This is a genomic window from Pseudomonas parafulva NBRC 16636 = DSM 17004 (genome assembly GCF_000730645.1).
Classification (GTDB): domain Bacteria; phylum Pseudomonadota; class Gammaproteobacteria; order Pseudomonadales; family Pseudomonadaceae; genus Aquipseudomonas; species Aquipseudomonas parafulva.
Map to the genome: position 1 here is coordinate 134,410 of NZ_BBIU01000014.1, position 13,043 is coordinate 147,452.

At 60.1% G+C, this 13,043-nt stretch carries 11 protein-coding genes; all 11 read right to left on the reverse strand.

Features of this window, described 5'->3' with window-relative positions:
* Window positions 1–29: 29 nt before the first annotated feature.
* Window positions 30–992, reverse strand: a complete 963-nt coding sequence (locus PPA02S_RS11100; RefSeq protein ID WP_080667882.1) for a glycosyltransferase family 2 protein — start codon at window positions 990–992, stop codon at window positions 30–32.
* A 128-nt stretch (window positions 993–1,120) separates the two neighbouring features.
* Window positions 1,121–2,563, reverse strand: coding sequence for a mannose-1-phosphate guanylyltransferase/mannose-6-phosphate isomerase (locus PPA02S_RS11105; RefSeq protein WP_028634706.1), 1,443 nt, complete (start codon window positions 2,561–2,563; stop codon window positions 1,121–1,123).
* Between the two features lie 282 nt (window positions 2,564–2,845).
* The gene (locus PPA02S_RS11110) at window positions 2,846–4,276 is read right to left on the reverse strand and encodes an MBL fold metallo-hydrolase RNA specificity domain-containing protein (protein ID WP_028634705.1); all 1,431 of its coding nucleotides are present in this window, start codon (window positions 4,274–4,276) and stop codon (window positions 2,846–2,848) included.
* 102 nt (window positions 4,277–4,378) lie between these two features.
* Window positions 4,379–4,642, reverse strand: a complete 264-nt coding sequence (locus tag PPA02S_RS11115) for a lipopolysaccharide assembly protein LapA domain-containing protein (RefSeq protein WP_028634704.1) — start codon at window positions 4,640–4,642, stop codon at window positions 4,379–4,381.
* 19 nt (window positions 4,643–4,661) lie between these two features.
* A complete protein-coding gene (gene ihfB, locus PPA02S_RS11120; protein ID WP_003252675.1) occupies window positions 4,662–4,958 on the reverse strand; it encodes an integration host factor subunit beta in 297 nt (98 codons plus the stop codon).
* A gap of 308 nt (window positions 4,959–5,266) precedes the next feature.
* Window positions 5,267–5,722: an REP-associated tyrosine transposase gene (locus PPA02S_RS11125; protein ID WP_028634703.1), complete on the reverse strand. Its 456-nt coding sequence runs from the start codon at window positions 5,720–5,722 to the stop codon at window positions 5,267–5,269.
* Window positions 5,723–5,930: 208 nt separating this feature from the next.
* The gene (gene rpsA, locus PPA02S_RS11130) at window positions 5,931–7,607 is read right to left on the reverse strand and encodes a 30S ribosomal protein S1 (RefSeq protein ID WP_003252673.1); all 1,677 of its coding nucleotides are present in this window, start codon (window positions 7,605–7,607) and stop codon (window positions 5,931–5,933) included.
* Between the two features lie 124 nt (window positions 7,608–7,731).
* Entirely contained in the window at window positions 7,732–8,418 is a 687-nt protein-coding gene (gene cmk, locus PPA02S_RS11135) for a (d)CMP kinase (RefSeq protein ID WP_028634702.1), read from the reverse strand.
* The gene (locus PPA02S_RS11140) at window positions 8,415–10,655 is read right to left on the reverse strand and encodes a bifunctional prephenate dehydrogenase/3-phosphoshikimate 1-carboxyvinyltransferase (protein WP_028634701.1); all 2,241 of its coding nucleotides are present in this window, start codon (window positions 10,653–10,655) and stop codon (window positions 8,415–8,417) included. Before PPA02S_RS11140 ends, cmk begins: the two co-directional genes overlap by 4 nt.
* Before the next feature lie 85 nt (window positions 10,656–10,740).
* Complete coding sequence (gene pheA, locus PPA02S_RS11145) at window positions 10,741–11,835, reverse strand: prephenate dehydratase (RefSeq protein ID WP_028634700.1); 1,095 nt, start codon at window positions 11,833–11,835, stop codon at window positions 10,741–10,743.
* Complete coding sequence (serC, locus tag PPA02S_RS11150; RefSeq protein WP_028634699.1) at window positions 11,835–12,920, reverse strand: 3-phosphoserine/phosphohydroxythreonine transaminase; 1,086 nt, start codon at window positions 12,918–12,920, stop codon at window positions 11,835–11,837. Before serC ends, pheA begins: the two co-directional genes overlap by 1 nt.
* Window positions 12,921–13,043: the final 123 nt, after the last annotated feature.

A 13,043-nucleotide genomic window follows, 5' to 3' on the forward strand; every position in this document is an offset into this window, starting at 1 on the left:
TGCGAACACCCCAACCTGTAATGATGCACTCAAATCCGGGCCAAACACGCAGCGATCATGAGCGTGACGTTGCCCACCAAAGTCTGACGGTAGACGCCCGAGCGACGCAGTGCGCAAAGGCGAGCTGCAAAGCCAAGATGCCGCCCTTTTTCAAAATGAGCCAGAATGGTGCGGTTCTCCTGAGTTAACAGCGGCCTCATGGCGCGGAGTATTTCCAGGTTGGCGTCGTTCCAGCTTACAAAACGGCCTGACAGCATTTTGCGCAAACGGTTCAGTCGTGCAGTTAAGGTATTGTTGGCTCCGATCAAATTGTGGGGGTGTTGACGATACTCAAGGCTCGCTTGAGAATCGTAAAGCACTAAGCCACCACACCCTGTTACCAAAATATAGGCAAGCCAGTCATGCGCCACGACACTGGCATCTTCAGGTAGCTGCACCAGCAAGCTGCGGGCTCGCTGGTTGATCATCATGGTATTAGCGCCGGCCAGACTCTGAACCAGCGCATTCTGAAAAGATGGTTGCCTGGTAAAAAGAGGTGAATACCCTGTCGCATTACGGTCGCTATCAACCAACTGCGTTCGAGAGCAATAAAGCGCCGGCTTTTCAAGCGACATTGTGACCAGCTTAGCGAGACTTCGTTCCAGCTTGTCACTGAACCAGACATCGTCTTGATCACTAAAAGCGTAGAAGCGCGCTTGTACCTCTGGGCGCTTGAGCAAGGATATGAAATTTTTTGCGAATCCCTGACGCGGCCCGTCAAAGACTTGCAACCGCCCCCCCCCCCAACGCTGCTGATACTCGGCCAGGATCTGGCCGGTAGCGTCACTAGAGCCGTCGTCGGACACATAGAGTGCCCAGTTTTTGTACGTCTGTGCGGCGAACGAGTCTAGTTGCTCCCTCAGAAACGGCGCACCATTGTAGGTGCACATCAGGATCGCAACCTCAGGCACCCTATCCTCCAAGCCTATGGAGGACTGGTAGCTAATTGCCATCTCTTAACCCTCCTATGTGTCTTAATAAAATTCGGTTCTATTTGGCCGATCAATTGCCTTCCAACGATGCTCAGGATGCTGGCGCAGTCACTATCGGTCCCACACGCTTGCCCCGCTGCGCTCGTTACTCAGATGTCACAGCGCCCGTAGTTGTCTTCAATACGGACTATGTCGTCTTCGCCAAGGTATTCACCGCTCTGCACCTCGATCAGTACCAAGTCAATTACACCCGGGTTACGCAGACGATGCTTATGACCAGCACGGATGAAGGTGGACTCATTGGTGTTCAACATCAACTCTTGCTCGTCATTGACCACGACAGCCATCCCGCTGACGACAATCCAGTGCTCGCTGCGATGATGGTGCAGCTGCAGTGACAGCGAAGCCTTAGGCTTGACTACGATGCGCTTGATCTTGAAACGATCACCGTCCTCCAACGTTGTGTATGTACCCCAAGGACGGTGCACCGTGCGATGCAACATGTGCGCCGCATGCCCTTCAGCTTTGAGTCTCGTGACGACATGTTTGACATCTTGCGCATGGTCCTTGTGAGCGATGAGCAAGGCGTCCGGAGTGTCTACCACCAGCAGGTTTTCAACGCCTACCAAGGCAGCGAGGCGGTTCTCAGTGGTAACAAAGTTATTCTGGGCACCATAGGCCACCACCTCACCGTCGAAGCGGTTTCCACATTCGTCAGACGGGGTCAATTCACTCACCGCGCTCCAGGAGCCGATATCGCTCCAGCCGATATCGCATGGAATGGTGGCGACCTTACGAGATCGCTCCATCAGCGCATAATCGATGGAAATGTTGGGGACCGTGGCAAAACACTCAACGTCCAGAGCAAGGCAGGAGTAACCACTGGCGGTAGAGCAACGTGAGGATTCAAATGTCCGCTCGACCGCTTCAAGAACGTCCGGCGCATGCTGCTTGAACTCTTCAATCACCGAGCCGACCTGGAAGCAGAAGATTCCGGCATTCCAGTAGTAATTGCCGGCCGCGATATAGGCCTGCGCTGTCTCAAGGTCCGGCTTTTCGACAAACCGCGCTACCTTCAGACCGTTGCCAAGCGCACCATCGACGGCTGCTTCGATATAGCCAAAGCCAGTTTCGGGATAGCACGGGTTGATGCCGAAGGTGACTAGCCATCCATTAGATGCGAGCTGTGTAGCTTCAGCCACCGCATTGCGGAACGCCACTTGTTTGCTAATCAAGTGGTCGGCAGCCAAGACCAACATGAGCGCCTCCGTGCCGTACAGCCGGCGCAGCTGCAATGCCGCGACCGCTACCGCTGCTGCGGTGTTGCGGCCGAACGGCTCTAAGATATAGCCTTGAGGCAAACCTACATCATTGATAGCGCGGTATTCATCCTCGGTTTTGAATAGAAGCTCCCGATTGGTGACCGTCAGAATTTCAGCAACATTTTCCAACCCAGCCGCTCGAAGAAACGTCTTCTGAATGAGATTTTGCCCGTCTGGCAACGTCATAAAAGGCTTGGGATGAGCCTCTCGGGAAACGGGCCACAAACGGCTGCCAACGCCACCGGAAAGGATCACGGGAATCAATTGCATAGTCTAATCCTTAAACGGTTGCCAGAATGACAGGCTGCGGCAGAAATGGTATCTAAATCCAGGTTCTGGAAACCGCTATCATAACCACGACGCCCTCCATCTGCCCCGCCGGACGCTATCACTCCTGCGCCATCCTTGGGCAAGATAACGAGCATAGTCGCGTAGGATATCAGAGATTGCTGTTTGGTTCTGCTCAAGGGGCGGCCGGCAACGCCAAAGCAATATCCCTTCAGCGAGACCAGCCTCCAGCCCGCCCACATCGTAGGCAACTCTTGATTAGCGTTATGCAATAACAACACGGCCCTGCCTCGATTGCTGTATTTGGCTACCCTGCAAGGCTTGCTTTAGAGCGAGTTTGGCACGCTGCTCACCGTGCACCAAAACTATCATGCTCGGCGGCTCCGAGATGCCCTGGACGAAATCAACCAGTCCCGCTCGGTCCGCATGCCCCGAATACCCGCTCAACGTGACCACATTCGCACGGACATCGTACCGGCGTCCATCCAGGTCAACCTGCACCAATCCTTGCCCCCTTTCGGCGGCCTGTATTACCGCCCCTGGCGTACCCCTGGCCTGATACCCGACGAACATCACCTCATGCCGCCGATCGCCAAGCATGGCCTTGAGGTAATTAACAATTCGCCCACCCGAGCACATACCGTTGCCGGCAATCACGATGGCCGGGCGACCGGTGCTTTTCAGGTAGTTGACCACCTGTTGGTGGCGGGCATGGGTATCCACGCAGATCAGCTGACCGAAGGCCAGCGGGTCTCGGCCGGCAGCACGCCGCGCCCTCGCCTCTTCATTCCAGAATGCATGTAGTTCTCGATACACGGCCGTGATGCGCTGGGCCAACGGCGAGTCGAGGATGATGGGCAGTTGCGACCAATCGACGGGCTCGCCGTCTGGAGAACCGCCTGCACTGCCCAACAGCGCTTTGCGGTGCAGCACCTCTTCCAATTCGTAGAGCAGCTCTTGGGTACGACCCAGGCTGAAAGCCGGGATCAGAATGGTGCCCTGGTCTGCCAATGCCCGGTCGATAGCTGCTTCCAGCCTGTGTACACGGTCGCTGGGTTTTGGGTTCAGGCGGTCGCCGTAGGTGCTTTCCAGCACCAGCACATCTGCCCGCTCCGGGGGCTGCAGAGGGCGCAGCAATGGGTTGTTGCCTGCGCCGAGGTCGCCTGAGAACACATAACGCCGGCTGGCCTGGCCGTACTGGATATCGCATTCCACGTAGGCCGAACCCAGCAAGTGGCCTGCGCGCTGCAGGCGAACCCGGCAGATTATGTCGGGCTGCTCCAGCACTGGGTGCCATTGTTCAAATGGCAGTGGCACCAGCAGGGTGCTCACCAATTCAAGGTATGTGGACACATGGGCAGGGTCGCTGCTGATACCCAGCCTGTAGGCGTCTTCAAGTACGAGTGGCAGCAGCTTGGCAGAGGGCTCGGTGCACAGTATCGGCCCGCGATAACCAGCGGCGAGCAGTGCGGGGATGCGGCCAACATGGTCGAGGTGCACATGGGTGATGATCAGCGCACGGACGCCCTCGATATCGAATGTGAGCGCTGAGGCGTCCGCCTGTGGTATGGCATCGGCGCCCTGCTCCAGGCCACAGTCGACCAGCAGGCTTACACCGGTAGCAATGTGCAGTTGGTGACACGAGCCGGTGACACCACGGACTGCACCATGGTGGGAGAGGCTTGGGAATTCCATGCGGGGCGCGCTCGCTGGGGCCGAAAACGAAGGGGGCAATTACTCCATTTCAGCCAGCGCATGCAAAGGTGGGCGTTTCCTAAAAGAGGGTAGGAAATTTCCTTAATTACCGTTCAGGGCAGCTTCCCGGGCTGATGCCCTGATCTTGCGTTTGCTGCGTTGTACGCCGTACGCACCCAACAGTGGGCCGATTGCCAAGCCTACGACCAGAGCGGCCAGCACCACCACAGCGACCGGCACAGCGGGGGCCGTCCAGCTGAACAGGGTGAGGGCTACGGTTTGCTGGTTTTCCAGTACGAAAAACAGCACCACGGCTGCCAGCAGCAGCACGAACAGTAGAGTGACGGCGCGCTTCAGGTTACGCATTGTATGGCTCCTTGGTTGATCAGGCTTCGGCCTCGTCTTCTTCATTGACCCGATCACGCAATTCCTTGCCGGGCTTGAAGTGCGGGACGAACTTGCCTTCGAGGCTGACCGACTGGCCGGTCTTGGGGTTGCGGCCTACGCGCGGCGCGCGATAGTGCAGCGAGAAGCTGCCAAAGCCGCGAATTTCAATGCGGTCCCCAGTGGCAAGGCATTGTGACATCTGCTCAAGCATGGTCTTGATGGCCAGCTCTACGTCCTTGGACGAAAGCAGCCCTTGATGGGTGACAATACGTTCGATCAGCTCCGACTTCGTCATATTTTTCCCTTCGTTATCAAGCAGCTAGATCATTGCTTAATCAGGTTGTAGCACGCATGGAGGGATTTGAACAGGGTGGTTCTTGACTTAATAAAAAAATTCAAGATTGGAACTTTACGATATTGCTCTTGCGGGTTAGGGGTTGGGGGTGGCGCCGGGGTGTATGGCGGGCGAGTTGCGGTGGCTGGGAGATCAAGCGCCGCCTGCGCGGCGCATCGCGAGCTGCGCTCGCTCCTACGTTTTTTGGCCAGTTACGCCTGTGACAGGCGCGTGCACAAATGGCGATGCGCCGTACGCCCGCCACCTGCTCAAAGCCAAACCGCATCCCAGTGCGGATAATCACCGGCCCTGGTAACCAACCCCGCCCGAATCGGATTGGCCACGATATATCTCGCTAACCTGACAACATCCTCTTCACGACGCAGGGCTCGATCGTAATAGCCTGCCTGCCAGATCGGCGAGGCCTTCACTCCGGCCTTGCGCAAGGCATTACTTGTCTGGCACTTGAAGCGTTGCATCAGCATGCTCAGCGTCGCGTCCTTCAATTCGAGCAGCCAGTGCACATGGTCTGGCATTACAACCCAGGCTAATGAGTGGCAGTGCTGTTTATGTTGAGCATGACGCATGTTGTGGACGGCCAGGCGGGCGTACTGGAAATCATCGAATAATGGCCGACGGCGGTGGGTAACAGTGGTCAGCGTATAAAGCCTGCCCGGAACCGAGCAGCGGGCACGGCGTAATCGACAGCCATGAGGGTTGGTTATTGTGCTCATCCTTGAAAATGTGCGTGCTGGTACAGCCTAGCTGCGGTGCAAGGATGAAAGCGGTAATCACGGTTGCAGCATGTGACTGGATACCCGGCGCAGGCGGCGCTGAACCTAGGCACCACCACAAAACTTACGCCCCCACTACAAATTCCAGGCGAAAAAAAGGGCGACCCGAGGGTCGCCCTTTTTACCGATCAAACAGAACTCAGTTCTGCTTGGCCATTGCTTCGCGCAGCAGCGCAGCCATGGTGGTGTCGGCAGCCGCTTCCGGAGCGTTTTTCAGGCTCTGGATGGCTTCACGCTCTTCAGCGTCGTCTTTCGATTTGATCGACAGGCTGATAACGCGGGATTTGCGGTCAACGCTGATGATCTTGGCTTCGATCTCTTCGCCTTCCTTCAGAACGTTACGCGCGTCTTCAACGCGGTCACGGCTGATTTCGGAAGCTTTCAGAGTGGCTTCGATGTCGTCGGCCAGGGTGACGATGGCGCCTTTGGCGTCAACTTCTTTCACGATGCCCTTGACGATAGCGCCCTTGTCATTGACAGCAACGAAGTTGGAGAACGGATCGTCTTCCAGCTGCTTGATGCCCAGGGAGATGCGCTCGCGCTCTGGGTCGACCGACAGGATGACGGTTTCCAGCTCGTCGCCCTTCTTGAAACGACGCACGGCTTCTTCGCCGGTTTCGTTCCAGGAGATGTCGGACAGGTGAACCAGGCCGTCGATGCCGCCGTCCAGGCCAATGAAGATACCGAAGTCGGTGATCGACTTGATGGTACCGGTGATCTTGTCACCCTTGTTGAACTGGCCGGAGAAGTCTTCCCATGGGTTGGACTTGCACTGCTTGATGCCCAGGGAAATACGACGACGCTCTTCGTCGATGTCCAGAACCATGACTTCCACTTCGTCGCCAACCTGAACGACTTTCGACGGGTGGATGTTCTTGTTGGTCCAGTCCATTTCGGAAACGTGTACCAGACCTTCAACGCCTTCTTCCAGCTCAGCGAAGCAGCCGTAGTCGGTCAGGTTGGTAACGCGCGCTTGTACGCGAGTACCTTCTGGGTAACGGGCAGTGATAGCAACCCACGGATCTTCGCCCATCTGCTTCAGACCCAGCGAAACGCGGTTGCGCTCACGGTCGAACTTCAGAACGCGTACGTCGACTTCGTCGCCAACGTTAACGATTTCCGATGGGTGCTTGATGCGCTTCCAAGCCATGTCGGTGATGTGCAGCAGGCCGTCGATACCGCCCAGGTCCACGAATGCGCCGTAGTCGGTGAGGTTCTTGACGATACCTTTGACTTGCTGGCCTTCCTGCAGGGTTTCCAGCAGGGCTTCGCGCTCGGCGGAGTTCTCGGCTTCCAGCACGCTGCGACGCGAAACAACAACGTTGTTGCGCTTCTGGTCCAGCTTGATGACCTTGAATTCCAGCTCTTTGCCTTCCAGGTGGGTGGTGTCGCGCACTGGGCGGACATCAACCAGGGAGCCCGGCAGGAACGCACGGATGCCGTTAACGTCGACAGTGAAGCCGCCTTTAACCTTACCGTTGATAACGCCCTTGACCACTTCTTCGGCGGCGAAAGCTGCTTCCAGAACAATCCAGCACTCGGCGCGCTTGGCTTTTTCACGGGACAGTTTGGTTTCGCCAAAGCCGTCTTCGACCGCGTCCAGCGCAACGTGCACTTCGTCACCGACCTTGATGGTCAGCTCGCCAGCTTCGTTGTAGAACTGCTCGAGCGGGATGACGCCCTCGGACTTCAGGCCAGCGTGTACGGTAACCCAGTCGCCGTCGATGTCGACAACGATACCGGTGATGATGGCACCCGGCTGAAGATTGAGGGTTTTCAGGCTTTCTTCAAAGAGTTCTGCAAAGCTTTCGCTCATTTTAATTCCTGTAGATTCGGGCGAAACAAACGCCCATCACCACATTCCAGACAATGTGGGTTCGTTTTAAGTAAAGGAAAGCCCGCAGGACGATGACTGGTGCACCTGCCTGCCTTCCTGGTTATCAGAGGAGATCGCGCAGTGCGAGCTCGCTCCTGATACGTTGCAACACCTGATCGATGGACAATTCGGTGGAATCCAGCTGAATGGCGTCTGCCGCTGGTTTCAGCGGGGCCACTGCACGCTGGGTATCGCGCTCATCGCGCGCACGAATGTCATCTAGCAGACTCGACAGACTAACATCTTCACCCTTGCCCTTCAACTGCAGGTAACGGCGGCGGGCCCGTTCCTCGGCACTGGCGGTGAGAAACACTTTCAATGGCGCGTCGGGAAACACCACGGTGCCCATGTCACGGCCATCGGCAATCAGGCCAGGCGCCTCGCGGAAGGCGCGCTGGCGCACCAGCAGTGCGTCACGCACGGCCGGCAGCGAGGCCACCCGGGAGGCACCCGCGCCGACGGTTTCGGTACGGATGACGTTGCTGACATCCTCACCCTCGAGAATGATCTGCTGAAGCTTACCGGGCTGGGCGGCAATGAACTGCACATCCAGATGAGCGGCCAGGCGGGTCAGCAGCTCTTCATTGGTGAGGTCCACGCCATGGTTGCTGGCGTTGAACGCCAGCAGACGGTACAGCGCGCCGGAGTCCAGCAGCCGCCAGCCCAGCTCCCGGGCCAGCAGCCCGGCAACGGTGCCCTTGCCCGAGCCGCTCGGCCCGTCGATGGTGATGACTGGCGTAGGCGCGTTCACGGCTTGCCCTCTTCCGCCACGCGGATGCCCACCTCGGCGCACAGCGCCAGGAAGTTGGGGAACGACGTGGCAACGTTGGCGCAGTCGTGGATGCGGATAGGCGCGCTGGCGCGCAGCGATGCCACGCTGAAGGCCATGGCAATGCGGTGGTCGCCGTGGCCGTGCACTTCGCCGCCGCCCAGCTGGCCGCCCTCGATGATGATGCCGTCAGGGGTGGGTTCGCACTGGATACCCAGGGTGATCAGGCCGTCGGCCATCACCTGGATACGGTCGGACTCTTTGACCCGCAGCTCTTCGGCGCCCCGCAACACGGTACGCCCCTCGGCGCAGGCCGCGGCCACGAACAGCACCGGGAACTCGTCGATGGCCAGGGGCACCAGCGCTTCAGGGATGTCGATACCCTTCAGGCGTGCGCCGCGCACGCGCAGGTCGGCCACCGGCTCGCCACCCACTTCACGCTGGTTTTCCAGGGTGATGTCGCCGCCCATCAGGCGCAGGATGTCGATGACACCGGTACGGGTGGGGTTGATGCCCACATGCTCCAGCACCAGCTCGGAACCTTCGGCAATCGAGGCCGCCACCAGGAAGAACGCCGCCGACGAGATGTCGGCCGGCACTTCGATACGGGTAGCGGTGAGCTTGCCGCCAGCCTGCAGCGACGCCACCGGGCCGTTGGTGTCCACGCTGTAGCCAAAGCCGCGCAGCATGCGCTCGGTGTGGTCACGGGTAGGCGCAGGCTCGGTGACGGTGGTCTTGCCTTCGGCGTACAGGCCCGCCAGCAGCAGGCAGGATTTGACCTGCGCACTGGCCATCGGCAGCGTGTAGGTCAGGCCCTTGAGCGGGTGGCCGCCGCGGATGGTCAGCGGTGGGCGGCCTTCCGGCCCGGTTTCAACCACCGCGCCCATTTCGCGCAGCGGGTTGGCCACACGGTTCATCGGGCGCTTGGACAGCGACGCATCGCCCGTCATGGTGACGTCGAACGCCTGCCCGGCCAGCAGGCCAGACAGCAGGCGCATGGAGGTGCCCGAGTTGCCGACGTACAGCGGCCCGGGTGGCGGCTTGAGGCCATGCAGGCCCACACCGTGAATGGTCACGCGACCGTGGTTGGGGCCTTCGATGACCACCCCCATGTCACGGAATGCCTGCAGGGTCGCCAGGGCGTCCTCACCCTCGAGGAAGCCCTCGACCTCGGTGGTGCCTTCGGCCAGCGAGCCGAGCATGATCGAGCGGTGGGAAATCGACTTGTCGCCCGGTACGCGGATTCGCCCGGTCAGGCGGCCACCGGGTTGGGCCAGGAAAATCAGATCGTTGGCGTTCATAGCGTCCACATAGGCCCGGCGGGCCAGGATTTTACTGAAATGCTCGCGGGCAACCCGAGCGCGGGTGAACACACCCAGCAACTGGTGCCCGTCCCCATCAGCGATCGCGTCGCGCAAGGCGTCGAGATCGCTGCGATATGTATCAAGCGTGCGCAGCACAGCGTCGCGGTTGGCAAGGAAGATGTCATGCCACATGGTCGGGTCGCTGCCGGCGATTCTTGTGAAATCGCGAAAGCCACCCGCAGCGTACCGGAAGATTTCAAGGTTTTCATCGCGCTTGGCCAACGAATCGACCAAACCGAAGGCCAGCAGGTGCGGCAGGTGGCTGGTGGCAGCCAGCACCTCGTCATGGCGCTCGACGGGCATGTGCTCAACGTCAGCGTCCAGAGCGCGCCACAGGCGGTCGACGATGGCCAGGGCGGCGCGGTCGGTTTCGGCGAGCGGGGTAAGGATGACCTTGTGCCGGCGGAACAAGGCGGCGTTGGAGGCCTCCACACCGCTTTGCTCGGACCCGGCAATCGGGTGGCCAGGCACGAAGCGCGCCACACGCTCGCCCAGGGCTGCCCGGGCAGCCCGCACCACATTGCCCTTGGCACTGCCCACGTCGGTGATCACGGCCTGGCCGAGGTCCAGCCCAGCCAGAAGCCCCAGCAGCTTTTCCATGGCCAGGATGGGCACGGCAAGCTGGATGACATCGGCGCCCACGCAGGCCGCAGCCAGGTCGTCTTCGCAGCGGTCGACCACGCCCAGGGCCACCGCCTGCTTGCGCGACGGGGCATCCAGGTCGACGCCGACCACTTCGCGGCACAGGCCGCTTTCACGCAAGCCCTTGGCGAAGGAGCCGCCGATCAGGCCCAGGCCGACCACCACCAGGCGGTTGATGATCGGCGCGGGTTGGGTTGTTGCTGCATTTACCACGGGTGTGAACCTTGTATGGCGTTGTGTTGGTTGCCGGGGGTGCCAGGCACCCCGATCGCGAGCGGCTACAGGCGGCGGTTCTGGGTCAAAGCACCGCCTTTGGATACGAACCCAGCACCTTCAGTGCCACGGCTTCCTGGCTGATCTGCTCGAGCACGGCCTTGATCAGCGGGTCGCGGTGGTGGCCGACGAAGTCGATGAAGAACACATACGTCCACTTGCCGCTGCGCGACGGGCGGGTTTCGATGCGGGTCAGGTCGATGCCGTTCTGATGGAAAGGCACCAGCAGCTCGTGCAGGGCTCCTGGCTTGTTGCTCATCGAAACGATGATCGAGGTCTTGTCGTCGCCGGTCGGCGGCACTTCCTGGCTGCCGATCATCAGGAAGCGCGTGGAGTTATCGGGGCGGTCCTCGATTTTCTCGGCCAGGCGGGTCAGGCCATACAGGTTGGCCGCCATGTCGCCGGCAATTGCCGCAGAATTCCATTCGCCCTTGACGCGCTTGGCCGCCTCGGCGTTGCTCGACACCGCCACACGTTCCACATTCGGGTAGTGCGCGTCCAGCCACTTGCGGCACTGGGCCAGGGACTGGGCGTGGGAGTAGATGCGGGTGATGCTGCCGGTCTTGGTGCTCTCGCCCACCAGCAGGTGGTGGTGGATACGCAGCTCCACCTCACCGCAGATCACCATGTCGTGCTCAAGGAAGCTGTCCAGGGTATGGCTGACAGCCCCTTCGGTGGAGTTTTCCACGGGCACCACGCCGAAGTTGACGGCGCCAGCGGCCACCTCACGGAACACTTCGTCGATGGCTGCCATTGGCCGGCTGATCACAGCATGGCCGAAATGCTTCATGGCAGCGGCCTGGGTGAAGGTGCCTTCCGGGCCCAGGTAGGCGATTTTCAGCGGCTCTTCCAAGGCCAGGCACGAGGACATGATTTCGCGGAACAACCGCGCCATCTCTTCATTGCCCAGTGGGCCCTGGTTGCGCTCCATCACCCGCTTGAGCACGGCAGCTTCGCGCTCAGGGCGGTAGAACACCGGTTTTTCACCCTCGGGCAGCGAGGCCGTCTTGACCTTGGCCACTTCCTGGGCGCAACGGGCGCGCTCACTGATCAGCTCGAGGATTTTCTCGTCGAGGCTGTCGATGCGCACCCGCAGGGCGGTGAGTTCATGCTCGGACATCAGCCGTGCTCCTTCTCGAATTCGGCCATGTAGGCCACCAGGGCTTCGACGGCGTCCAGGCCCAGGGCGTTGTAGATGGAGGCGCGCATGCCGCCCACCGAGCGGTGGCCCTTGAGGTTGAGCAGGCCGCGGGCGTCGGCACCGGCCAGGAAGGCTTTGTCCAGGCGCTCGTCCGCCAGGCGGAACGGCACGTTCATCCACGAACGGGCGTTGTGGCTGATCGGGTTGGTGTAGAACTCGCTGGCATCGATAAAGCCGTACAGGCGGTCTTTCTTGGCCCGGTTGCGCTGCTCCATGGCATCGACACCGCCCTGCTCTTTCAGCCACTCGAACACCAGGCCCGAGAGGTACCAGGAATAGGTGGCCGGGGTGTTGTACATGGAGCCGTTGTCGGCCGACACCTTGTAGTTGAGCATGGTCGGGCAGCTGCTGCGGGCATGGCCCAGCAGGTCTTCACGCACGATGACCACCACCAGGCCGCTGGGGCCGATGTTCTTCTGGGCGCCGGCGTAAATCAGGCCGAACTGCGACACATCGATGGGGCGCGAGAGGATGTCGGAAGACATGTCCACCACCAGCGGCACATCACCGGTCTGCGGCACCCAGTCGAACTCCAGCCCGCCAATGGTCTCGTTGGACGCATAGTGCACGTAGGCAGCGTTCGGGGTGAGGTTCCACTCGTTCTGGCCGGGGATGGCCAAGTAGTCGTAGGGCTTGGCACTGGCGGCCACGTTGACATGACCGAAGCGGCGCGCTTCTTCGATGGCCTTTTTCGACCAGATGCCGGTTTCGATGTAGTCGGCGGTGCCGTTTTCAGGCAGCAGGTTCAGCGGGATTTCGGCAAACTGCTGGCTGGCGCCGCCCTGCAGGAACAGCACCTTGTAATTCGAGGGGATGGACAGCAGGTCACGCAGGTCCTGTTCGGCCTTCTCGGCGATGGCCACATAGTCGTCGCTGCGGTGGCTCATTTCCATCACCGACAGGCCCTTGCCACGCCAGTCCAGCATTTCTGCCTGGGCGCGCTGCAGCACGGCATCCGGAAGCGCGGCAGGGCCCGCGCAGAAGTTAAAGGCTCGTTTGCTCACATCCACTCTCGCTCTGCCAAATAGAACAAAATCTTGATCGGTCAGTACTTAACTTGCAGGAACCGAGGTGCCCACATCGCGAGCTACGCTCGCTCCTACACAGTCAAACGGGGCGACCTTGGT